Origin of the sequence: Isoptericola sp. NPDC057559 (assembly GCF_042801555.1) — a bacterium.
Classification (GTDB): Bacteria; Actinomycetota; Actinomycetes; order Actinomycetales; family Cellulomonadaceae; genus Isoptericola.
Map to the genome: position 1 here is coordinate 1 of NZ_JBHVFQ010000013.1, position 21,380 is coordinate 21,380.

The 21,380-nt window shown below is 76.6% G+C and carries 22 protein-coding genes and 1 pseudogene; 7 read left to right on the top strand and 16 right to left on the bottom strand.

Translation table 11 applies throughout. From position 1 onward, the window contains the following. Together ACFU5J_RS13300 and ACFU5J_RS13305 are read right to left on the bottom strand one after the other, a co-directional pair. A pseudogene (locus ACFU5J_RS13300) lies at window positions 1-319 on the bottom strand (hypothetical protein); the annotation flags it as partial. Between the two features lie 61 nt (window positions 320-380). Continuing rightward, the gene (locus ACFU5J_RS13305; protein WP_430579012.1) at window positions 381-950 is read right to left on the bottom strand and encodes an RNA polymerase sigma factor; all 570 of its coding nucleotides are present in this window, start codon (window positions 948-950) and stop codon (window positions 381-383) included. 149 nt (window positions 951-1,099) lie between these two features. On the opposite strand from ACFU5J_RS13305, the gene ACFU5J_RS13310 reads away from it, so the two are divergent. Further along, entirely contained in the window at window positions 1,100-3,007 is a 1,908-nt protein-coding gene (locus ACFU5J_RS13310; protein ID WP_430579013.1) for a DUF4012 domain-containing protein, read from the top strand. A gap of 128 nt (window positions 3,008-3,135) precedes the next feature. Beyond that, window positions 3,136-3,852: an LPXTG cell wall anchor domain-containing protein gene (locus ACFU5J_RS13315; protein WP_430579014.1), complete on the top strand. Its 717-nt coding sequence runs from the start codon at window positions 3,136-3,138 to the stop codon at window positions 3,850-3,852. Window positions 3,853-3,966: 114 nt separating this feature from the next. Here the strand turns inward: ACFU5J_RS13315 and ACFU5J_RS13320 are convergent, their stop codons facing one another. The 10 genes from ACFU5J_RS13320 to ACFU5J_RS13365 form a co-directional block, all read right to left on the bottom strand. After that, window positions 3,967-5,565, bottom strand: a complete 1,599-nt coding sequence (locus ACFU5J_RS13320) for a LuxR C-terminal-related transcriptional regulator (protein ID WP_430579015.1) — start codon at window positions 5,563-5,565, stop codon at window positions 3,967-3,969. Between the two features lie 94 nt (window positions 5,566-5,659). After that, entirely contained in the window at window positions 5,660-6,085 is a 426-nt protein-coding gene (gene dtd, locus ACFU5J_RS13325; protein ID WP_430576705.1) for a D-aminoacyl-tRNA deacylase, read from the bottom strand. Further along, window positions 6,082-7,119 (bottom strand): asparaginase, encoded by a 1,038-nt coding sequence (locus tag ACFU5J_RS13330; RefSeq protein WP_430579016.1) that lies wholly within the window; start codon window positions 7,117-7,119, stop codon window positions 6,082-6,084. Before ACFU5J_RS13330 ends, dtd begins: the two co-directional genes overlap by 4 nt. Before the next feature lies 1 nt (window position 7,120). Beyond that, window positions 7,121-7,465, bottom strand: coding sequence for a DUF2516 family protein (locus ACFU5J_RS13335; RefSeq protein ID WP_430576707.1), 345 nt, complete (start codon window positions 7,463-7,465; stop codon window positions 7,121-7,123). A gap of 9 nt (window positions 7,466-7,474) precedes the next feature. Continuing rightward, window positions 7,475-7,900 (bottom strand): type II toxin-antitoxin system VapC family toxin, encoded by a 426-nt coding sequence (locus ACFU5J_RS13340; RefSeq protein ID WP_430576708.1) that lies wholly within the window; start codon window positions 7,898-7,900, stop codon window positions 7,475-7,477. A gap of 66 nt (window positions 7,901-7,966) precedes the next feature. Further along, window positions 7,967-8,290, bottom strand: a complete 324-nt coding sequence (locus ACFU5J_RS13345) for a type II toxin-antitoxin system Phd/YefM family antitoxin (RefSeq protein ID WP_430579017.1) — start codon at window positions 8,288-8,290, stop codon at window positions 7,967-7,969. A 219-nt stretch (window positions 8,291-8,509) separates the two neighbouring features. Beyond that, window positions 8,510-9,352 (bottom strand): ABC transporter permease, encoded by an 843-nt coding sequence (locus ACFU5J_RS13350; RefSeq protein ID WP_430579018.1) that lies wholly within the window; start codon window positions 9,350-9,352, stop codon window positions 8,510-8,512. Next, window positions 9,349-10,407 (bottom strand): ABC transporter ATP-binding protein, encoded by a 1,059-nt coding sequence (locus tag ACFU5J_RS13355; protein ID WP_430579019.1) that lies wholly within the window; start codon window positions 10,405-10,407, stop codon window positions 9,349-9,351. The genes ACFU5J_RS13350 and ACFU5J_RS13355 overlap by 4 nt, the downstream gene beginning before the upstream one ends. Before the next feature lie 140 nt (window positions 10,408-10,547). Further along, entirely contained in the window at window positions 10,548-11,480 is a 933-nt protein-coding gene (locus ACFU5J_RS13360) for a permease prefix domain 1-containing protein (protein ID WP_430579020.1), read from the bottom strand. Next, entirely contained in the window at window positions 11,477-11,860 is a 384-nt protein-coding gene (locus ACFU5J_RS13365) for a PadR family transcriptional regulator (protein WP_430576976.1), read from the bottom strand. Before ACFU5J_RS13365 ends, ACFU5J_RS13360 begins: the two co-directional genes overlap by 4 nt. Window positions 11,861-12,034: 174 nt before the next feature. Between ACFU5J_RS13365 and ACFU5J_RS13370 the strand changes: the two genes are divergently transcribed. Next, window positions 12,035-14,053, top strand: coding sequence for a DHA2 family efflux MFS transporter permease subunit (locus ACFU5J_RS13370; RefSeq protein ID WP_430576713.1), 2,019 nt, complete (start codon window positions 12,035-12,037; stop codon window positions 14,051-14,053). Window positions 14,054-14,071: 18 nt separating this feature from the next. Here the strand turns inward: ACFU5J_RS13370 and ACFU5J_RS13375 are convergent, their stop codons facing one another. The 3 genes from ACFU5J_RS13375 to ACFU5J_RS13385 are packed head-to-tail and all read right to left on the bottom strand — an operon-like array spanning window position 14,072 to window position 17,080. Continuing rightward, on the bottom strand, window positions 14,072-15,304 hold the full coding sequence (locus ACFU5J_RS13375) for an aromatic acid exporter family protein (RefSeq protein ID WP_430576714.1): 1,233 nt from the start codon (window positions 15,302-15,304) through the stop codon (window positions 14,072-14,074). Between the two features lie 49 nt (window positions 15,305-15,353). Beyond that, window positions 15,354-16,505, bottom strand: coding sequence for a YgfZ/GcvT domain-containing protein (locus ACFU5J_RS13380; RefSeq protein ID WP_430579021.1), 1,152 nt, complete (start codon window positions 16,503-16,505; stop codon window positions 15,354-15,356). 11 nt (window positions 16,506-16,516) lie between these two features. Next, entirely contained in the window at window positions 16,517-17,080 is a 564-nt protein-coding gene (locus tag ACFU5J_RS13385; RefSeq protein ID WP_430576716.1) for an FABP family protein, read from the bottom strand. 214 nt (window positions 17,081-17,294) lie between these two features. Here ACFU5J_RS13385 and ACFU5J_RS13390 point away from each other — a divergent pair, with 214 nt between their 5' ends. Further along, window positions 17,295-17,681, top strand: a complete 387-nt coding sequence (locus ACFU5J_RS13390; protein WP_430576717.1) for a DsrE family protein — start codon at window positions 17,295-17,297, stop codon at window positions 17,679-17,681. Window positions 17,682-17,896: 215 nt separating this feature from the next. Beyond that, window positions 17,897-18,571, top strand: coding sequence for a YceI family protein (locus ACFU5J_RS13395; protein WP_430576718.1), 675 nt, complete (start codon window positions 17,897-17,899; stop codon window positions 18,569-18,571). A gap of 34 nt (window positions 18,572-18,605) precedes the next feature. On the opposite strand, the gene ACFU5J_RS13400 is transcribed toward ACFU5J_RS13395, so the two are convergent. Beyond that, on the bottom strand, window positions 18,606-19,358 hold the full coding sequence (locus ACFU5J_RS13400) for a hypothetical protein (RefSeq protein ID WP_430576719.1): 753 nt from the start codon (window positions 19,356-19,358) through the stop codon (window positions 18,606-18,608). Between the two features lie 241 nt (window positions 19,359-19,599). Between ACFU5J_RS13400 and ACFU5J_RS13405 the strand changes: the two genes are divergently transcribed. Both ACFU5J_RS13405 and ACFU5J_RS13410 read left to right on the top strand, forming a co-directional pair. Further along, window positions 19,600-20,355, top strand: a complete 756-nt coding sequence (locus ACFU5J_RS13405; protein WP_430576720.1) for a winged-helix domain-containing protein — start codon at window positions 19,600-19,602, stop codon at window positions 20,353-20,355. 74 nt (window positions 20,356-20,429) lie between these two features. Next, a complete protein-coding gene (locus ACFU5J_RS13410; RefSeq protein WP_430576977.1) occupies window positions 20,430-21,365 on the top strand; it encodes an alpha/beta fold hydrolase in 936 nt (311 codons plus the stop codon). Window positions 21,366-21,380 lie beyond the last annotated feature (15 nt).

Sequence of the window (21,380 nt, forward strand, 5' to 3'; positions counted from 1 at the left end):
GGTAGCCGCCCCCGCCCACGACGGCGAACGCCGCCACGGCCGCGGCGGCCAGCCACGGCCTCCGGCGGCGGCGCGCGGCGAGCTCGTCGACGACGGCCTCGTCGCGGGCGACGGCCGCGCCGGGGGTCCCGGCCCCCGGCACCGCGGCGGGACCGTCCTCCGCCAGCCGCCCGTCGACGTTCGCGCGGAGCCCGGCGGGCGTCCCGACGCCCGCCGCCGGGTCCGCCGCCCGGAGGCGGTCGAACGCCGCGTCCCCCGGCTCCTGGGGCTCGCCCGGCGTCGGTCCCTGCGTCTCGTGCCGACCCTCGTCGCGGCTCATGCTGTCCTCCCGGCGTCGCGGCCCGCCGTCGCGGCGGGCGTCGTGCACCCCGTCTGTGTCGTCATCGCGTGCCCGCTTGCGCGGCCTCGCCGTCGTCCGGCGGCGCGGCGGCGGACTCCGCGTCCCACGCCGTGCGCAGCCGCGCCCGCGCGCGGGACAGCGCGGCGTCCGCCCCGCCGCGCGACACCCCGAGCACCTGCGCGAGCCCCTCGCCGTCCAGGCCCTCCCACGCCACCAGCAGGAGGATGCGCCGGTCGCGCGGCGACAGCCGGGCGAGGACGGCGCGCACGTGGTCGTCGTCGAGCGCGAGCGCGGCGGGGTCGACGTCCTCGGGCACCTCCGGCACCAGCGCGACCGGCGTGGGCCGCGACTTGCGCCGGTGGTTGGCCAGGACGTAGCCCGCCGTCCGGTAGAGCCAGGGCAGCTCGGCGCCGCGGGGCACGTCGTCCCGGCGGCGCCACGCGGTGGCGAGCACGTCGGCCGCCAGGTCCTCCGCGTCCGCCCCGCCGGCCGGCAGGCGCCGCACCAGGTAGCGGTGCACCGCCCCCGCGTGCGCGGCGAACAGCGCGTCGAACCACGTCGCGTCGTCTCCCGCCGGCGCGTCGCCGCGCACGGTCTCGTCCGGGTCCACCGGGCCTCCTGCGGTCCTGGGCGCGCACCGGTACGCGCCTCCCCTCGCCGCGAATGTGTCGTCGTGACCACGAGCCTTGCACCCGCGCGCACGGACATCACCCGCAGATTCATCCCTCCGCCCGGTCCGGACGGACCTACCGTGCCGACATGACCGTCGACACCGGCCAGGCGCCTCCCGCGGCGGACCCCGTCACCCCGGCGCCACGCCGGCGGCGGCGGGTCGGCCGGTGGGTGCTGCTGGGCGTGTGCCTCGCCCTGCTCGCGGTCGCCGTGTGCGGGCTGCTGCTGGTGCGCGACGCCCTGGCGGCGCGCACGGCGCTGACCCGCGCGGCCGCGCAGGTCCCGGTCGTCTCGGAGGAGCTGCGCGCGGGCGCGCGCGCCGAGGGCGACGCCGGCACGTCGGCGACGCTCGCCTCCTCGCCCGCGCTGGCGGAGCTGCGCCACCAGACGACGGTCGCCCGCGAGGCCACCGACGGGCCGCTGTGGTGGCTCGCCGCCCGCACGCCCCTGATCGGGCCGTCGGCCGGGGCCGCCGCGGACGTCGCCGTCGTCCTCGACGACGTCACCGACGACGTCCTGCCCGCCCTCGCCGGCCTGGCCGACGCCGTCCCCGCCACGGCCCGCACGCCCGACGGCGGCCTCGACCTCGCGCCGCTGGCCGCGGCGGCGCCGGGCATGGCGGCGGCGCAGCGGTCGGTGGACGCCTCGCTCGCGCGCCTCGACGCCGTCGATCCCGCAGACCTGCTGCCCCAGCTGGCCGGCCCGGTCGCCACCCTGCGCGACCAGGTGGACGAGCTCGCCGCCGTCGTGGCCACCGGCGACCGTGCCGCCGCGCTCGCCCCCGCGATGCTCGGCGCGGACGGCCCGCGGACCTACCTCGTGCTCAGCATGAGCACGGCGGAGCTCCGCGAGGGCGGCGGCATCCCCGGGGCGCTGATCCTGCTGCGCGTCGACCAGGGGCGCTTCACCGTGGTGCGGCAGGTCGCCGCCGCCGACTTCCCGTCGTTCCGCGAGCCCGTGCTCCCGCTGTCCGCCGACGACGAGGCCGCCGCGACGGGCCGGCTCGGCATGTTCGTGCAGGACGTCACCGCCACGCCCGACTTCCCGACCACGGCCGCGCTGGCCGCCGAGATGTGGGCCCGCAACCAGGGCGAGCGGGTCGACGGCGTCCTCGCGACCGACCCCGTGGCGCTGTCGTTCCTGCTCGCCGGGACCGGGCCGGTGCGGGTGCCGCTGTCCGGGCCGGTCGCCGAGGCGCTCGGCCGGGACGGCGTCGAGCTGACGGCGGAGAACGTCGTCGACGTGCTCCTGCGCCGCGTGTACGACGTCCTGGACCCCGCGACGGCGGACCAGTTCTACGCCGAGACCGCCGCGGTGGTCCTCGGGCGTGCCACCGCCGCGGACGTCGGCCCCGAGACGCTGCTGACCGCTCTGCAGCGCGCGGCCGGCGAGCACCGCCTGCGCATCTGGTCGGCCCACGACGCCGAGGAGTCGCGGCTCGAGGGCACGCTCGTGGCCGGCTCGTACTCGTCCGCGCCGCGCGCCGCGGACGCCGTGGGGGTGTTCCTCACCGACCACGTGTCCGGGAAGATGTCGGCCTACCTGGACTCCGCGCTGAGCGTCGTCGGCTCCGAGTGCACCGCGTCCGGGCGGGTGGACACGCTGGAGCTCACCCTCGCGTCGACCGCGCCGGAGGACGCCGCGACGGCGCTCCCCTCGTACGTCGCGGGGCTGCCCGGCGGCGCGCACCCGCCGGGGACCCTCAGCCTCGGGGTGACGGTGGCCGGGCCCCGCGACGGCGGGACCCCGCGCGTGGAGCGGGACGGCGCGGCCGTCGGCGGCGACGCGCGCACGACGCACGGCCGCGCGACCCAGTCGGTGACCGTCGCGCTCGCCCCCGGCGAGAGCACCACGCTGCGCCTGACGGTGCCGGCGGCGGGCGGCGGCCGGGAGGGCGCGGACGGCGGCACCCCGGCCGGTCGGCTCGAGGTGTGGTCCACCCCGACCCTGACGAGCGGCGGCCTCCTCGACGTCGAGGCGCCGGTCTGCGACTGAGGCCTCACCCGGGTGAAGACGTCTCCTGCCAGGGGTTTCACCCGGGTGAGGCGGGGTGCGCCGGGCGACGGCGCCGCTAGCGTGAGCGACCGAGGAAGCCCACATGAGCACCGCCCGAGGGAGTCGAGATGGCCCACGCACGCAACGCCGCCGGTGTCGCCGTCGCCCTGCTCCTGGGCGGCGGCGCCACGCTCGCAGCGACGCCCGCCGCGGCGGTCACCGACCCGAGCCCCAGCCCGGCCACCACGGAGTACGCGCCGCCCGAGGTCCCGACGCTCACCGCCCAGATCTTCCAGCCCGAGTGCGACGGCGACGTGCCGTACCTGCGCTACGCGGTCACCGCGACGGGCACGCCGAACACCACCGTGACGATCACGTGGCTCAACCCGGGCGGCGACGACGTCGTCCAGGCGGACCTGCCGCTGAGCGGCCGCGTGCTCTGGCCGGGCGCCGTCGTGGACTCCGCCGGCAAGCCCCTCGACTGGCCCGGCTGGCGCCTTGAGGACGGTGTCTGGGTGCAGGGCGACGAGTTCGACTGGGTGCGCCCGTCCGTCGACGTGAAGATGCAGGTCAACCCCGAGCTGACGATGACGGCCAGCTACCCGCCGTCGTCGCCGAGCTGCGCCGTCGACCCGCCCGGCGCCACCCCGACCCCGACCCCGACGCCCGGCTCGACCGTCCCCGGCGCCGTGCCGCCGGAGGCCGCCCCGCCGGCGGGGCCGTCGTCCAGCTTCCTGCCGCAGACCGGCGCGGGCGTCGCGGGCCTGGTCGCCGCGGCCGCCGCCCTGGTCGCCGCCGGCACCGTCGCCGTCGTCGCCGCCCGGCGCCGCCGCACCGAGCACTGATCCTCCGCTCCCGTCGATCCTCGCGCTCCCCCGCCTCCTCGACGAGGTCCCGGCGCCGCCGACCTGCGACGACGGCGTCGCGGGCCCCGGGCACGCCCGCGGCGGAGCCGCAGGTCAGGACGCCCGCCGGTGCGCGACGACGGTCAGCTCGCCCCGCGAGCTCACGCCCACCTTGCGGAAGACGCGCCCGAGGTGGACCTCGACGGTGCGCACGGAGACGCAGAGCCGGTCGGCCACCTGCTTGTTGGCGAGCCCGTCGGCGACCAGCCGGGCGACGTCGAGCTCGCGCGCGGTGAGCACACCGGCCCAGTCGTCCCAGACCCCCAGGGCGCCGGCGCCCCGCCCGCCCGCGCTCCGGCAGGTCCGGACGGCGCTGCCCACCAGCGACGGCGCCGCGGCCGGGCGGACGCACCCGACGGCCCTCGCCGCGGCGACGGTGGCCGCGGCGGGCTCGGGGCCGGCCGCGCGCAGACCGGCAGCGACCGTGTCCGAGCCGGCGCAGCGGGCCACCTCGGCGGCCAGCCCGCCGACGACGTGCCCGAGCGGCAGGCGGCCGGCCGCGTCGTCGAGGACGCGCGCCGCCTGCTGGGTGTCGCCGCCGCGCACCAGGAGCAGCGCCTGCACGGCCCGCAGGTGCGCCTCCGCGAGCGGCGTGAGGGCGTCGGCCTGCGCCCAGGCGGCCGGGTCGCCCGCGGGCACCGCCGTCACGACGGCCCGCGCGAGCACCTGGTCCGCGCCCCGCGGGTCCCGGTCCAGCCGGGCGAGCGCCTCGACGACGGCCACCACCGCGGCCCGGTCGGCGGACGACCCGACGGCGCGGGCGACCGGGACGACGGCGCGGGCCAGGCGGACGCCGGGCGGGTCGCCGGCGTCGGACCCGGCGCCGGTGCCGGTCCCTGTGCCGGCGAGCGCCCGCACGGCGGTGCTGGCGAGCTCGGCGTCCTCCTGCACGGCCGCGACGCCGGTGCTCGCGACCCGGTCGAGCCAGCCGGCGGCGTCGTGCAGGTGCCCGGCGAGCAGAGCCGCCCGGCCTGCGACGAGGAACGCCCGCGCCCGCACCTCGCCCGTGCCGTGGCTCGCGGCCTCCCGCGCGACCGCGTGGGCCAGGACGGCGTTGCCCTGGGCGAGCCGCTGCTCGGCGAGCCGCACGAGCCCTTCGGCGAGCGCCGGGTCGCCGGCCAGGGTGGCGAGGGCGGCGTGCCAGCGGGCGGCGCCCGCCTCCCCCGCACGCTCGAGCTCGGCGGCCAGGGCCGCATGCACCGCGGTGCGCTCGGTGAGGTCGGCGTCCTCGTGCACGACGGCGCGCACGCGGGGGTCGGCCACGCGGAAGCGGCCGTCGGCGAGGCGCAGGTGCTCGGCGAGCGGCGGGGCGAGGAGCCGGTCGACGTCGGTGCCGGTGGCGCCGAGGAGCACGTCCACCCGGTCCACGACGAGCACGCCCGCGGCGAGCAGGACGGCTCGGTCCTCGGCGTCGAGGGCGCCGGACCCGGCGGGCGTCGCCGCGCGGACGGCGGCGGTCACGGGGAGCGGGTCGGGCAGCGCCTCCGTCCCGGCGAGCTGCCGCGGCGTGAGCAGCGCGAGCGTCTGGGCGAGCGCGTCGGACTCCCCGCCGACCAGCGTCGCCACGCGCCGCACGACCTGCGGTGCGACGGGCCGCGCGCGGAGGGCGGGTGAGGAGCGCCAGGAGGTAGCGCCGTCCCGGATCGAGGTCATCGTCGGCCTCCCGTCTCGTGCCGAGCGTCGGTGCTCGGCGGCGGCGACCTGGCGATCTCCCCCCTGACCTGCATCTACGCAGGTCAGCGATTTGTCAGGTCTCCACCAATATAGTCACCGGGCCGTCGTTCACCAGCTCGACGGCCATATCCGCGCCGAACAGCCCCGTCGCGACCTCGAGCCCCCGGGCGCGCAGGTCCGCGACCACGGCGTCCACCAGCGGCTCCGCGACCGGGCCCGGCGCCGCCGCGTTCCAGGTGGGCCGGCGGCCCTTGCGGGCGTCGCCGTAGAGGGTGAACTGGCTGACCACGAGCACGGGCGCCCCCGCGTCGGCCGCCGAGCGCTCGTCGCGCAGGATGCGCAGCTCGGCGATCTTGCGGGCGACGGTGGCCACCTCGGCGGCGCCGTCGTCGTGCGTCACGCCGACCAGGGCGAGCAGTCCCGGCCGGTCGATCGCGCCCACGACCTCGCCGGCCACCGTGACGCTCGCGCGCGTCACGCGCTGCACGACCGCCCTCACGCGCCGGCCACCACGAACGCCGGGCGCACGGCCCCGACCGGCGCGCCGCCGCCGAGCACGGGCGTCGCGCCGACGGCGTCCAGCGCCGCCAGGTCGGCGCCCGAGACGCCCGCCGCACCCGCGGCGTGCACGGCGGCCGCGAGGATCGCCGGGCGCGGCCGGTCGCCGCCGTCGAGGATCTTGAACGCGACGGCGGACCCGTCGGGCAGGCCCGCCGCGCACACGCCGTCCGCCCCGATCTTCGCGATCGTGCCCGGCACGGCGGTCATGACCAGGGTGTCCTCGCGCCCGCGGCCCGCCACCATCTCCGGGTGCCCGGCCATCGCGCGCGCGATCCGCCCGGCGTCGCCGCCGTCCCCGGAGCGGCCGGCCGCCGCGAGCCGGCCGAACGACCGCGCCAGCCCCCGCACGCTCGTGGAGAACAGGGGCGCGCCGCACCCGTCGGTGGTGACGTGCTGGTCGTCGTCACCCGTGAGCTCGACGACGGCGGCCCGCACCGCCCGCTGCAGCGGGTGCCCCGGGTCGAGGTAGGTCTGCGTGTCCCAGCCGGCCGCGACGCAGGTCGCGAGCATGGCGGCGTGCTTCCCCGAGCAGTTCTGCGCGATCTGCTCCGGGCCGCGGCCCGCCTCCTGCCAGGCCAGGGACTCGGCGCGGCCGAGCGGCAGGTCCGGCGTGTTGCGCAGCGCCGACTCGTCGAGCCCGGCGCCCGCGAGGATCTCGCGCGCCCCGGCCAGGTGCTCGGGCGCGCCGCTGTGGCTGGCGGCCGCCAGCGCGAGGAGCCGGTCCGGCAGGTCGAGGCCGGAGCGCAGCATGGCGAGCGCCTGCAGCGGCTTCACCGACGACCGCGGCCAGATCGTCGTGGCCGGGTCGCCGAGCTCCAGGCGGACGTCGCCGTCCGGCCCCAGCACGACCAGGTGGCCCAGGTGCACCGACTCGACGAGGTCGCCGCGCACCACCTCGGCCAGGGGCACCGCGCCGAGGGCCACGGGCGCGCCGGGCAGGAGCGTCACGCCGGCCGTCGCCTCGCCCGCCACGTCACCAGCCGCCCGTCGGGCCCTGCGGGCGGCGGCCCCCGCCGGCGCCGTACGGCTTGATCCTGGGCCGCACGTCCACCCAGTAGATGATCGCGGGGGTCGTGGCGATGACGTTGAAGAACGAGCCGGCCGTCATGAGCATCGGCGGCAGCCCGAACAGCCCGATCAGCGCCGCGACGCCGAGGATGAGCAGCCAGATGTTCTTGGTCAGCTTCCCCTCGGACACGTACGCGCGGGCCGGGCGGCGGGCGGCGTCGACGAAGGCGACGAGCTGCACCACGAACACCACGACCGCGAGCGCGATGAGCAGGAAGTACTGGAGGGACCCGATGGCGGCGGAGATCACCTGCCGAGCCTAAGGGAGCACGCGCATCCGGCGGGAGCGCGCGGCCCCCGCGACGTGCTCGTCCCAGGCCGCGACGACGGTGTCCTCGTGGGCGACGGCGAGCGCGCTCGCCACGTGCAAGGCGTCCGCGGCGCGCAGCGGCACGGGGCACGACGCGAGCAGCTCGGCGGCCCGCTCGGAGATCTCGGGCGTCACCTCGAGGGTGTGCAGCCCGGCGCTCAGCTCGTCCCAGATCGCGGCGCCGCGGCGGCGCGCGAGCGGGTCGAGGACGCCGGCCCGCTCCCCTGCCGCGAGCGTCGCCCGCACCTCCGCGTCGGCGATGCGTGAGCTGACGACGACGTCGGCGCGGTTCCACAGCGCGCTCGCCAGCCCGGAGCCGGGCTCGCGGACGCACAGCTTCACCAGCGCGCTGGCGTCGAAGTAGACGAGGGCCATCCTGCTCCGTCCGGTCGTCGGTGGTGCGGGGTCGTGCGTGGTGGTGCGGTGGTCGTGCGGTGGGGCTCAGCGCCGGATGCGGCGCACCAGGTCGGACATGCGCGACGCGGGCCGGGCCGCCGGGCGCGACGCGGGCCGGGCCGCCGGGCGCGGGGCCGGCCGGGCCGCGGCCGCGGCGTCGTCGTCGGGCCCCGCGTGCACGGGCCGCTCCGTCGCGGCGGGCGTGAGCAGGCCGTCGCGCACCAGGTCGGCGACCAGGTCCGCGGTCTGCACCCCCGACAGCCGGGCGACCGGCACCCCGCGTTCGGTGATGACGACCTCCTCGCCCGCACGAGCCTTTTCGATCCACGACTTGAGCTCGGCGCGCAGCGCGCTGACGGAGACCTCCATGACCGACGACCGTACCGTCCAGACCCACTCGCCCGACAGTGCCGACCTGGGGGCGCGTGCCGCGGGCGCGCGACGTCGCGGGACGGGCAGAGCGTGGGGCGGGGACATTCGTGTCGCGAGGCTGGTCGGGCCTGGCGGGAGCCGCGAGGGACGAGCGGCGGATGGCGCGCCTCGCGACACGAATGTCCCCGCCCCACGCGGTCCCGACCACAGGACCCGTCAGACGGCCCGGCGGTACGCGCGGAACGCCAGCGACGCCAGCCCGCCCATGACGGCGACGGCCGCGGCGAGGAGGCCGAGGTGCAGCCACACGGTGCCGGGGTCGGCGAAACCCTGCAGGGCGTCGCGGGCCACGACGACCGCCCAGTCGAACGGGTTGACCTTGGCGGCGGTGGCGATCCAGTCCGGCGCGAGGGACGGGTCCATGACGGCCGAGGACAGGAACATCAGCGGGATGGTGAGCAGCTGGGAGACGCCGATGAGCGCCTCCTGCTGGCGGGTGAGCAGCGCGACCGCGCCGGAGAGCGCGGCGAACAGGCAGCTCAGCAGCGCCACGGCGACCAGCATCACCAGCACGCCCGGCACGCCGCCCGCGAACCGCGCGCCACCGAGCCACGCCACGCCGACGACCACCAGCGCCTGGCCGCACGCGAGCAGCGCGTACCAGGCCATCGTGGCGGACAGCAGGGCGCCGCGGCTGGTCGGCGAGGCGAGGAAGCGGTCCATGACGCCGCGGTCCATGTCCTGCACGAAGGTGGTGCCGGCCCAGGCGGCGCCGCCCATCGCGGTCATCATGACGACGCCGGGCGTGAGGTACTCGAGATAGCTGACGTCGGCGCCGCCGGCGAAGCCGGGGATCTCGATGACGGAGCGGAAGAGCTGCCCGAACAGCAGCAGCCAGATCATCGGCTGCAGCAGGTTCATCACCATGAAGACGGGGATGCGCATGCCCTGCCGGGCCTGCCGGGCGGTGAGGAGCCGCGCCTGGGTCAGCGCGCTCGTGCGGCGGGGCTCGGGGCGCGGGGGGCGCGTCGCAGCGGGGTCGATCGTCGCGGTGCTCATGCCGCCACCTCCGTGGCCTCGGCGCCGGCACGCTCGCCGGCGGTCCCGGCCGCCCGGTTGGCGGCCTCCAGGCTGCGGCCCGTGTGCCGCAGGTAGACGTCGTCGAGGGTGGGCCGCGACAGCCCCGCGGCACGGACGCCCAGGCCCGCGGCGTCGAGGGCCGCGAGCAGCGCCGGGAGGGCGGTGGCGCCCGCGTCGGCCCGGGCTCGCAGGGTGCGGCCGTCGGCCGCGACGTCGACGACGCCGGGCACGCCGGCGGCCACGGGTGCGGCGGCCTTCGCGGCGGCGCCGTCGTCGAGCTCGACGGTGACGCCGTCGCCCCGCAGCCCGTCCTTGAGGGCGTCGGGGGTGCCGGCGGTGACGACGCGGCCCGCGTCCACGATGACGACCTGGTCGGCGAGCCGGTCGGCCTCGTCCAGGTAGTGCGTGGTGAGCAGGATCGTCATCCCGTCGCCGAGCGCCATGCGCTCGATCTCCGACCACATCGCGGAGCGCGCCTCGGGGTCGAGGCCGGTGGTGGGCTCGTCGAGGAACAGCACCTGCGGCCGGTGCACGAGGCCGACGGCGACGTCGAGCTTGCGCGCCATCCCGCCGGACCAGGTCTTCACGAGGCGGTCGGCGGCGTGCGCGACGCCGAAGCGCTCGAGCAGCTCGTCGGCGCGCGACCTGGCCTCGCCGGCCCGCAGCCCCTGGAGGCGGCCGGCCAGCACGAGGTTCTCGCGCCCGGTGCCCATGGGGTCGGTGACGGGGCGCTGGGCCACGTAGCCGATGGCGCGGCGGACGGCGCCGGGGTCGCGCACGACGTCGTGCCCGGCCACGCGGGCGGTGCCGGCGTCGGGCCGCGACAGCGTGGCGAGGATCTTCACGGTCGTGGACTTCCCGGCCCCGTTGGGGCCGAGGAGGCCGAGCACGCTGCCGTGCGCGGCGGTGAGGTCCAGCCCGTCGAGCGCGCGCACGGGGCGGGCACCTCGTCGTGCGGCAGGGCCGGAGCCGTAGGTCTTGGTCAGCCCGGCGACGTCGATCGCCGGGGCCGACCCCTGCAGGGTCGAGGACATGCTTCCTCCTGGCGGGGTCTTCCCGCGGTCGGAGGGTCCGGCGCACGCCCTAGGGTGGGAGTGCGTCTCGTGGTGCGGTCGTGCACCGGACCCGAGCCACCGGTCCCGGGCGATGGCAGTCGCCCGGGACCGTTCTTGTGTCACTTGTCGCGCGCGTCCTTCGGGGTGAAGAGCATCCGCGCGAGGACGAGCATCATCACCGCGAGGGCGACGACGAAGGTCAGCCAGGACCAGGCCCAGCCGACGGTGAGGCCGAGGACGACGAACACGACGAACGCCGTCAGCCAGATGACGACCGTGTAGACGCCGAACCGCGCGGCGGCGGCCGGGTCCTGGTCGAACCGGTCGAAGTCGTGGCCGGTGGCCTGCGCCCGCGCGACGTCCCGCACCCAGGCCTTCTTGCGGTTGGTCTGGGTGACGCCGAGCAGGGTGAACAGGGTGCCGCCGACGACGAACGCGGCGCCGGCGACGACGTACATCCACGCGTCGAACGCGCCGAGCGCGGTGAACAGCGCCAGGAGCAGCGCGAGGACCGTGAGCCCCGTGGCGAGGTAGTAGCCGCCGGCGCGGCGGGACGGCACCGGGTGGTTCGTGGTCGTCTCCTGCGACAGCGAGAGCCCCACGACGAACCCGGCCGCGCTGGCGGCCGTGAGCAGCAGCGCCGCGTACACGATGCCCGGGAGGTCGAACGCGAAGGCGCCGGCCGCCGCCAGGCCCGCGAACGCGAGCGCCGCGACGAGCACCGTGGCCGCGACCACGACGCCGACGACGAAGCCCGGCCGGGGCCGCACGCGCTGCTGCTGGGCGGCCGCGAAGGCCTCCTGCAGCACCGTGCGCGGCTCGCCCCCGGTCGCGGCGACGACGTCCGCCTGCGCCTCGGCGACGATCGCGCGGACGTCGCCCAGCTCGTCGAAGGCGCGGCGGGCGGCGTCGTCCGGGGTGGCGCCGCCGGCCTGCAGCTCGGCGGCGCGGGCCTCGAGGTTCGCCCGGATCTCCTCCTTGAGGTCCTGGACCTCGGGGGACGGCTCGACGCCGGCGAACGCGTCGTCGAGGAGGCGGTGGACGGTGGTCATCGCGGGGTGTCCTTGTCTGTGCGGTCCGTGCGGAGGAGGGAGTCGATGACGTCGCGGGTGGCGACCCACGCGGCGACGTTGCGCCGGTACACGGCGCGGCCGGCGTCGGTGATCCGGTAGTACTTGCGGCGCCCGCCCTGGGACTCGTCGCCCCAGTAGGCCTCGACCAGCCCGTCCTTGGTCAGGCGGCGGTACGTCGCGTAGAGCGTGGCCTCCTTGATCTCGTGCGCACCGCCGGTGGCGTCGCGGATCGTCTTGTAGATCTCGAAGCCGTAGCGGTCCCCGCGACGGAGCGTCGCGAGCACGATCGTGTCGGTGTGACCACGCAGCAGGTCGGCGGAGAACGCGTCGTCCGCCGTCGAGGTCTCGTCTCGCTGCATCACGACAAGTACTGTATCTCATCAACTACTCGACGACAACAGGTGCTGCACGTGCACCGCATCTCGCCGCGGTGGTTCGCCGTGCCGTCGGCGGAAGACCGTGCGAGCCTGCGAAGCAGGACGCAAGCTCCACCGCGCGGACGCCGTCGTCCGCCCGAGCCGAGAGGGCAACCGATGGCCGCACCGAGCGCACCGACGTCCGAGCCCGAAGCTCTGCCCCAGCGCCGGGTCCTGGCGATCTTCGGCGGGCTGATGCTCGCGATGCTGCTCGCCGCCCTCGACCAGACCATCGTCGCGACGGCGCTCCCGACGATCGTGTCCGACCTCGGCGGGGCGGAGCACCTGTCGTGGGTCGTGACGGCCTACATGCTCGCCAGCACCGCCACCACGGTGCTGTGGGGCAAGCTCGGCGACCTGTACGGGCGCAAGGCGCTGTTCATCGCCTGCATCGTCATCTTCCTGGTGGGCTCGATCCTCTCCGGCACGTCGCAGACGATGGGCCAGCTCATCGTGTGGCGGGCCGTGCAGGGCGTCGGTGGCGGCGGGCTCATGGTGCTGTCCCAGGCGATCATCGGCGACGTCGTCCCGCCCCGGGAGCGCGGCAAGTACCAGGGCTTCTTCGGCGCGGTCTTCGGCGTCTCGTCGGTCGCGGGGCCGCTCCTCGGCGGGTTCTTCGTCGACAACCTCGACTGGCGCTGGGTCTTCTACATCAACGTCCCCATCGGGATCGTCGCGCTGCTCGTCGTCGCGTCCGTCCTGCCCCACATCGAGGCGGGCCGCAAGCCCCGCATCGACTACGCGGGCATCATCCTGCTCGCCACGGTCTCGACCGCGATCGTGCTGGTCACGAGCCTCGGCGGCACCACCTGGGCGTGGGACTCCGTCGCCGTGTGGGCCATGGCCGCGGTGGCCGTGCTCGGCGTCGTCGCGTTCGTCGTCGTCGAGCGCCGCGCCCCCGAGCCGGTGCTGCCGCTGCACCTGTTCCGCAGCAAGGTGTTCACCGTCTCCGCGGTCGTCGGGTTCGTCGTCGGGTTCGCGATGTTCGGCGCGATCACCTACCTGCCGCTGTACCTGCAGACCGTCAAGGGCTCCACCCCCACCGAGTCCGGCCTCGAGATGACGCCGATGATGCTCGGGATGCTGATCACCTCGATCGGGTCCGGCCAGCTCATCTCGCGCACGGGGCGGTACAAGGTGTACCCGATCCTCGGGACCGCCATCACGACCGCCGGGCTCTACCTGCTCTCGCTCATGGGGCGCGACACGTCGACGCTCCAGGCGGGCCTGAGCATGTTCGTGCTCGGCGCGGGCCTCGGCATGGTCACGCAGGTGCTGGTCATCGCCGTCCAGAACGCCGTCGACTACAAGGACCTCGGCACGGCGACGTCGGGCGCCACCTACTTCCGCACCATCGGGTCGTCCGTGGGCGTCGCGGTGTTCGGCACCGTCTTCGCGAACCGGCTCGCGGTCGAGCTCACCACCGCCGTCCCCGCCGCCGCGCAGGGCCCGTGCGCGCCAGGCGCCCTGACCGCCTCGACGCAGACCGTCGCGCAGTGTCCCCCCGAGGTGCAGAGCTGGTTCCTCGACGGGTACGCGGCCTCGCTGCACGTCGTCTTCCTGTGGGCCGTGCCCGTGGCCGCACTCGCGTTCCTCCTCACCTGGCTGCTGCCCGAGGTCGAGCTCCGCAGCGCGACCCGCGGCGCCGGGCCGGGCAGCGCCGGCCAGGCGGCCGGCGACACGTTCGCGGTGGGCGCGGCCCGCACCTCCCTCGACGAGCTGCGCCTCATCCTGTGGCGGCGGGTCGGCAAGCAGGACCCGCTGCGCGTCTACGAGCTGATCGAGCGCGACTCCGACCTCTCGCCCGAGGAGGCGTGGATGGTCACGCGGGTCTCGCTCAAGGGCACCCGCTCGGTGCGGCTGATGGCCGAGCGCACGGAGGTGTCCCCCGACACCGTGCGCGGCGTCGCGGACTCGCTCGCCGCGCGCGGCCTGGTCGAGGTCGACGGCGACACCGTGCGCGCCACGGCCGCGGGCGACGCCGAGGCGGAGTCCATCCGCGACGCCGAGCGGCGCCGGCTGCGGCGCTACGTGGCCGAGTGGCCCGACGGCGACGAGCCCGAGGTCGACGAGCTCGTGGAGCAGCTGACGCACGAGCTCCTGGCCGACGACACGGACGTCGTCGAGACGCGCTGAGCCGGGACCGCCTCGCGGTCACATCTCCGGCAGGGCGGCGCGGGCGAGGTCGGGCGTCATGCCCGCCGCCTCGAGCGTGTCGACGAGCGGCGAGCGCAGCAGCAGCACGAGGGACTGCACCTGCCAGTACCCCTCCCCCAGGGTGCGCGGGTCGGCGTCGGCGGCGACCTCGGCCAGCACCCGGCGGGCGTCGACGGGGTCGTCGCCGGCACCCAGCGCGCTCGCCAGCAGCCGCACGCCGTGGGCGAACCGCACGACCAGGTCCGCCACGGGGTCGGCCACCGGGTCCACCTGCGGCGGCGGCGGGAGGTGGCCCGACAGCGACGCCGCGGCCACCCGGTGGTCGCCGTCGTCCTCCAGCAGCACGCCCAGCGACCGCAGCGCGGCGGGGGTGCGGCGGGCGAGCACGCGCACGCTGCGCATGGCCCTGTCCACCAGTACCGCCTGCGCGTGCAGCCGCGTGATCTCGGCGCGCAGCAGCCGGTTGACGCTCACCCGCGCGATGTCGTCGGAGGTGCGCGCCACGTCCTGCCAGTCCTCGAGCACCTTCTCGGCGGCGCGGCCGCGCACCAGCGCGGCGGCGAGCTCGTCGGGGTCGCCGTCGCGCAGCCCGCGCGCGACGGACTCCAGCGTCAGGGCCAGCTCGCGGGTCGCCTCCTGCGCCAGCGCGCGGATGCGGCGCCGCGGGTCGCCCGGGGTGAGCAGGGCGACGAGGAGCGCGACCCCGCCGCCCACGAGGGCGTCGGTCCAGCGCCCGAACGCGCCGTTGGCCGCGACCGACAGGGGCAGGCCGACGACGACGCCCGCCTGCACGCCGGCCTGGATCGTCACGAGGGGTCCGCGGTCGATGAACCGGGCGATCATGGCCGAGACCGCCATGACCAGCGCGATCTGCCACCAGCCGGACCCGATGAGGTGGACCATGACGTCGCCCAGGCCCACCCCGAGCGCCACCCCCGCGGCCACCTCGGCGACCTTGCGCAGGTCGCGGTCGAAGCTGAACCCCAGGCAGACCCACGCGGCGACGGCCGCGAAGAACGGCTGGGTGTGCCCCAGCACCACGGTGGCGAGCCCGTAGGCCACGCCGGCCGCGAGCGCGGCCTGGACGATCGGCCAGAACGAGACCCGCACCCGGGAGACGCCCTGCCGGATGCGGATCCGCCGGGGCAGGGTGCGCAGGGCGGCCCGCGCCGCGGCGCCGGCGCGCCGGGACACCGGCGTGCCGCCCTCGCCCCCCGCGGCCCCGCTCACGCCGTCCCCGGCACCCCGGGCGTCGGCCGGGACGGCCCGGCGGCGGGCGTCACAGCAGGCTCTGCGGGGCGTCCGACCCGCGCGGGGTCAGCCCGCGCGTCAGCGGGCCGTGGGCGTCGGGCCGGTCGGCCGAGACGCCGTCGCCCGGCACCACGACCTCCTGCGCCGCCGCGACCTGCAGCTCCTGTCCGCCGACGTCGCCCACCACGGTGAGCTCGGCGTCCTCGGGCACGGACCGCTTGACCACCGCGAGGGCGACCGGGCCCAGCTCGTGGTGCCGGGCGACCGTCGTGACGGTACCCACGGCGCGCCCCTCGGCGCCGCCGACGAACACCTGCGCCCCCGCCTCGGGGACGACGTGCTGGGAGCCGTCGAGGTGCAGCAGCACGAGGCGCCGCGGCGGGCGGCCGAGGTTGTGCACGCGCGCGACGGTCTCCTGCCCGCGGTAGCAGCCCTTGTGGAGATGGACGGAGGTGCGCAGCCAGTCCAGCTCGTGCGGGACGCTGCGGTGGTCGACCTCGTGGTCGAGCCGCGGGCGCCAGGCCTCGACGCGGAGCGCCTCGGTGGCCCAGGTGCCGGCGAGCTTCCAGCCGGCGGCCTCGCGCTCGGCGACGGCGGCCGGCAGGTCGGCGCGCGGCACGAGGACGAGCCGCCACGGGCGGTCCATGCCGGGGTGGTCGGCCTCCGGCGGCCCGTACCGGGTGCCGCCGGCGGAGACGCGGGGCCAGGTGTCCCACCAGGTCACGGGCTCGCCCTCGGCGCCCTCGGCGGCGACGGGCTCCCCCACCGCGGCGTACTCGGCGGAGAGGTCGGCGATCTCGACCCGCATCATGAACTTCATGCGCTCGAGCCAGGCGGCCAGCGGCGCGGCGTGGTCGCCCTCGGTGACCAGCCAGGTGGCCTCGCCGTCGTCGACGACGCCCGCGGCGTGCTCGACGTGCCCCTGCGGCGACAGCACCAGCAGCTCGGTGGACGTGCGGGGCGGCATCGCCTGCACGTCCTGCGACGTGATCGAGTGCAGCCAGGACAGCCGGTCGGGGCCCGCCACCCGCACGACGCCCAGGTGCGACTGGTCGACGACGGCGCCGCCGCGCGCGAGGGCGCGCTGCTCGGCCACCGGGTCGCCGTAGTGCCAGGCCACGCCCTCGTCGGCGCCCGTGGCGGGCACCGCTCCGTGGCGGTCGAGCAGGGGTGAGTCCATCGGGTGGCTCCTCAGTCGGTCTCGACGCGGTCGAGCTGGGCGGAGGCGTACGAGCCGAGCGGGTGCCCGAACGCGGCGAGCTCCTCGACCCACATGAGCCGGCCCTCGACCAGCCCGTACAGCCGCTTGGCCGCGGTGACCTCGGCGGCGGTGGACGTGCGGGCCACGAAGTCGGTGGCGAGGTCGATGCGGCCGTTGCCGGCCACCCCGAGGAACAGCGACAGCCGGCCGGACGCGTCGGTGACGAGCACCTCGAGCGCGTGCCGGTCGTCCTCGAGCCCCTCGGGCCGGTCGCTGGACACGCGCCAGTAGCCGGTCTCCGTCGACCAGATGGTGTCGGGCTCGTCGCCCGCCTCGTCCGTGCCCTCGCCGTCGGCGGCCGCGCCGGAGCGCACGCGCAGCGTGGACTCGAAGCGCAGGTACGGGCCGCCGTCGTGGTCGAAGACGAGGTCGTGCACGAACGGCGTCTCGTCGATGCCGGTGTACTCGATCACGCCCTCGCCCCGCCAGCGGCCCACGAGCCACGCGAGCGGGTACACCTCGGGCGCGAGGCCCTCGGGGAAGGCGAAGGGCATCAGCGCTGGCCCTGGAACAGCTTGTAGACGACGTAGCCGGCGAACCACATGATCGTGACGGTCACGACCACCAGAAGACCGGTGAACACTGCCTCGAGAGCGTTGATCGACATGCCGCGATCCTACCCAGCCGCTCCCACCGGCACCCACCGCCGCGGCGGCGCGCGGCGCGGACCGGAGGCGGCGCGACGGGCCGTGAGTAAGGTCGCCGCCCATGAGCACCTCCCACGCCCCCGCGCCCGCGCGCTCGCTCGTGATCAAGACCACGTCCGGCCTGGACCGCCCCGAGGCGGCGAACCAGGCCCTGACCGTCGCGGCGGCCGCCGTCGCGGCGGGCGCGGACGTGAGCCTGTGGCTCACCGGGGAGTCGGCCTGGTTCGCGGTGCCGGGCCGGGTCGCGGAGCTGGAGCTGGAGCACGCGGCGCCCGCCGCCGACCTGCTCGCCGCCGTCCTCGCGGCCGGCTCGGTCACCCTCTGCACCCAGTGCGCCGCGCGGCGCGACCTCGGGCCCGACGACGTCCTGCCCGGCGTGCGGATCGCGGGCGCGGCGGTCTTCGCCGAGGAGATCCTGCGGCCCGGAGCCCAGGCGCTCGTCTACTGACCGGGCGGCGGCCCCTCCCGCGGCCCCGGTGTGAGGCCTGCCACGCGGTCGGAGACGGGCTCCCGCCGGGCGGTTCCCGTGCCGTAGATTGAACGTTGAAGCATCCCCGACGCCCCGCCCGGGCCCAGCCCGGCGCCGGCGCGCCCATCCCGAGGCCTCCCCCGCCGCCACGACGGGCGCCGGCCGCCCGACGTCGCGATCCCGGAGAACCGTCCATGACCTCGCCCACCCGGACCTGGAACGACCTCGTCATCCCGGCGGCGGGCACCTACCTGCTCGACGAGGCGCACAAGCGGCTCGGCTTCCTCGCGATGCACATGATGGTCAGCCCGGTGCGCGGCGAGTTCCCGGTGGGCACCGCCACGATCCACGTCGCCGACGACCCGCAGCGGTCGTCCGTGTCCGCGACGCTCGAGACGGCGACCATCACGACGCACAACCCGGACCGCGACACCCACCTGCGCAGCGCCGACTTCCTCGACGTCGAGAACTACCCGACCATCGAGTTCCGCAGCACCCACCTCGAGTGGCGCACCGAGGAGGACCCGATGTTCTCCTGGGCGCGGCTCAAGGGCCGCACCCCCGGCCGCGCCACGCTCCCCCAGGCGAACCAGGCGCGCACCTCCGCGAAGTTCCTGCTGCACGGCGACCTCACGATCCGCGGCATCACGCACCCGATCGCGCTGAACGCCGAGTTCGGCGGCGCGCGCCGCGACCCGTTCGGCAACGACATCTTCGGCTTCAACGCCTCCGCGGACTTCGAGCGCGAGAAGTACGGCCTCACGTGGAACGTCGCGCTCGAGGCCGGCGGCGTGCTCGTCGCGAAGACCGTGCGCATCGAGCTGGCGGGCGAGGCCATCCGCCAGGCCCCGGCCGCGCCGGAGGCCTGACCCGCCCGCCGTCGGTCCGGTCGCCCCGACCCGGTCAGGCGACGGCGACGACGAGGCGCCCGACGACGAACACGAGGATCCCGCTCACCGCGACGGGCGTCGTGACGGCGGCCAGCACCGCGCGGCGGCCGGTCAGCGCGGGCTGCCGTTCGAACAGCAGCCGCAGGACGGCGACCACCAGGCCGGTCACGACACCGGAGATCACGCCGCTCACCGGGTCGATCGCCGGGAGCACGGTCGCGACCGCGCCGGCCGCGACGCCGCCGAGCGCCACGCCGACCAGGGACCCGGCCCACCCGCGCGCCACGGGCGTCGCCGACACCGCGGAGGCCACCGCCAGGCCGACCGCGCTCACCACGACGAGCGACGCGCCCGCCTCCGAGCGCCCGGCGGCCACCCAGCCCGAGCAGCACACGGCGACGACCGCCCCGGTCACGGTGCCGCTCACCGACTCCACCAGGCGCGGCCGGCCGCCGCGACGCAGCATCTCCGCGACGAACGCGAGCACCAGGGCCATCGCCAGCACCAGCGGCACGTTCCGCAGCACCGGCTCGCCCTTCGTGGCCCACGCGACGGCGACGGCGCCGAGGCCCGCCACCGCGACGACCACGGTCGTGCCGCCCTGTGCGGGGAGCCGCAGCAGAGGCGCCCACCCCGCGGCGAGGAGCACCACGAGGGCCGCCGCGACGGCGGTCAGGGGCAGGATCCCGAAGGCGTCGAGGGAGGCGGCGGCCGCGACGACGGCGGAGAGGACGGCCGTCCAGACGGCGCGGGTGGTCACGGTCACGACGACGAGTGTCGCAGACGGCGCGGCCCCGGCAGGCCCCGACCGACGTCGGCGCGACGGACCACGACACAGTCCGGTCAACGGTTCTTCACGCGCCGGAAACATGGTTCGGGGCACACTGCGGGGACCGGTCACAGTGCCGGACGGCTGCGGTGTGACGGATACCGCGCCGCGGTACGTTGGCGGACGCACCTGTCGGACGCTGTCGAACGGACCGTCACACGACCGGGAGGAGGTGCCGGTGGCCGAGCTGCTGATCCTCACGCCCGCGTCGGGCGGCTCCGTCGAGGTGCTGCCCGCGCTGGGCCTGCTGAACCACCGCGTCCGGGTGCTGCCCATGGAGCCGTCCGCGCTGGTGGACGCACCCGACTCCGACGTGGTGCTGCTCGACGCCCGCCGCGACCTCGTCGCCGCCCGCACCACGTGCCGGCTGCTGCACGCCACCGGTCTCACCGTGCCGCTGGTCCTGGTGCTCACCGAGGGCGGGCTGACCGTCGTGACGCACGAGTGGGGCGCCGACGACCTGCTGCTCGAGACGGCGTCCCCTGCCGAGGTCGAGGCCCGGCTGCGGCTCGTCGTCGAGCGCTCGGCCCGCGGACCCGTCGACGACGGCCCGCAGGAGATCGCGGCCGGCGACCTCGCCATCGACGCCGGCGGCTACACCGCGCGCCTGCGGGGGCGGCCCATCGACCTCACCTACAAGGAGTTCGAGCTCATCAAGTACCTGGTGCAGCACCCGGGCCGCGTGTTCACCCGCGCCCAGCTGCTGCAGGAGGTCTGGGGCTACGACTACTACGGCGGCACCCGCACCGTGGACGTGCACGTGCGCCGGCTGCGCGCCAAGCTCGGCCCGGAGCACGAGCAGCTCATCGGCACCGTCCGCAACGTCGGCTACCGGTTCGACCCGCCCAAGGAGCCCCGCCCCGTGGAGGGCACCGACGGCGGCGCCGCGGCCGTCGACGGCGAGGGGGCCGTGGGCCGGGCCCCGGCCCGCTGACCCTCGTGCGTGAACCGTGCGCGCCGCCCCGGGCCGGGGCGCGGCGCAACGGGTAGGTTCGACCGGTGACCGCGATGTCGGACTCCAGCGATTTCTCCAGCGCCCTCGTGGACGGGCCCTGGCGGCACGAGCTCGTGCCCGCCAACGGCGCGCGCTTCCACGTGGCGCTGGCCGGGCCCGACCGGTCGAACGGCAGCCGCGCCCCGCTCGTCCTCCTGCTGCACGGGTTCCCGCAGTTCTGGTGGGCGTGGCGCCACCAGGTGGAGCAGCTGGCGGACGCCGGGTTCCGTGTGGCGGCCATGGACCTGCGCGGCGTCGGCGCGTCCGACAAGCCGCCGTCGGGCTACGACGTCCCCACCGGCACCCAGGACGTGGCCGGCGTGGTGCGCTCCCTCGGCCACGACCGGGCCGTCGTCGTCGGCCACGGCACCGGCGGCGTGACCGCGTGGGCGATGGCGCGGCTGCAGCCGGCGGTCACCGCGGGCGTGGCCGCGGTCTCGTCCCCGCACCCCGGCCGCCTGCACGTCTCGGGCCGTCAGCTGCTGACCCCCCTGGCGCGCCGTCAGCTCGCCGCCTACCAGCTGCCCACCCTGCCCGAGAAGCGCCTCACCGACGGCGACCAGGTGGCGCGCGTGCTACGTGACGGCGCCGCGCGCCCGCTCGGGACGGAGGCCTTCGAGCTGTACCGCACGGTCATGCGGATCCCGTTCGCCGCGCACACCGTGATGGAGTCGCTGCGCTGGATGGTCCGCTCCACGCCGCGCCCCGACGGCCGGCGGTACCTGGCGGAGCTGCGGCAGCCCGTCGACGTCCCGGTGCTCCAGGTGCAGGGTGCGCTCGACGGCTTCCTCGACCCCCGGTACGCCGGCGTCGACGGGGCCGCGCTCGCCCGCGACTACCGCTACGAGGTCGTGGAGGGCGCCGGGCACTTCCTCCCCGAGGAGGCGCCCGACGAGCTCGGGAAGCTGCTCGCCGACTGGCTGCAGCACGCGCTCGCGCAGGCCCGCTGATTCAGCTGCGGCAGG

Bases quoted from the DNA above. Each gene is read 5' to 3' on its own strand.
- ACFU5J_RS13310 (WP_430579013.1), top strand. From the start codon at position 1,100: ATGACCGTCGACACCGGCCAGGCGCCTCCCGCGGCGGACCCCGTCACC.
- ACFU5J_RS13315 (WP_430579014.1), top strand. From the start codon at position 3,136: ATGGCCCACGCACGCAACGCCGCCGGTGTCGCCGTCGCCCTGCTCCTG.
- ACFU5J_RS13320 (WP_430579015.1), bottom strand. From the start codon at position 5,565: ATGACCTCGATCCGGGACGGCGCTACCTCCTGGCGCTCCTCACCCGCC.
- ACFU5J_RS13340 (WP_430576708.1), bottom strand. From the start codon at position 7,900: ATGGCCCTCGTCTACTTCGACGCCAGCGCGCTGGTGAAGCTGTGCGTC.
- ACFU5J_RS13345 (WP_430579017.1), bottom strand. From the start codon at position 8,290: ATGGAGGTCTCCGTCAGCGCGCTGCGCGCCGAGCTCAAGTCGTGGATC.
- ACFU5J_RS13350 (WP_430579018.1), bottom strand. From the start codon at position 9,352: ATGAGCACCGCGACGATCGACCCCGCTGCGACGCGCCCCCCGCGCCCC.
- ACFU5J_RS13355 (WP_430579019.1), bottom strand. From the start codon at position 10,407: ATGTCCTCGACCCTGCAGGGGTCGGCCCCGGCGATCGACGTCGCCGGG.
- ACFU5J_RS13360 (WP_430579020.1), bottom strand. From the start codon at position 11,480: ATGACCACCGTCCACCGCCTCCTCGACGACGCGTTCGCCGGCGTCGAG.
- ACFU5J_RS13365 (WP_430576976.1), bottom strand. From the start codon at position 11,860: ATGCAGCGAGACGAGACCTCGACGGCGGACGACGCGTTCTCCGCCGAC.
- ACFU5J_RS13370 (WP_430576713.1), top strand. From the start codon at position 12,035: ATGGCCGCACCGAGCGCACCGACGTCCGAGCCCGAAGCTCTGCCCCAG.
- ACFU5J_RS13380 (WP_430579021.1), bottom strand. From the start codon at position 16,505: ATGGACTCACCCCTGCTCGACCGCCACGGAGCGGTGCCCGCCACGGGC.
- ACFU5J_RS13385 (WP_430576716.1), bottom strand. From the start codon at position 17,080: ATGCCCTTCGCCTTCCCCGAGGGCCTCGCGCCCGAGGTGTACCCGCTC.
- ACFU5J_RS13390 (WP_430576717.1), top strand. From the start codon at position 17,295: ATGAGCACCTCCCACGCCCCCGCGCCCGCGCGCTCGCTCGTGATCAAG.
- ACFU5J_RS13395 (WP_430576718.1), top strand. From the start codon at position 17,897: ATGACCTCGCCCACCCGGACCTGGAACGACCTCGTCATCCCGGCGGCG.
- ACFU5J_RS13410 (WP_430576977.1), top strand. From the start codon at position 20,430: ATGTCGGACTCCAGCGATTTCTCCAGCGCCCTCGTGGACGGGCCCTGG.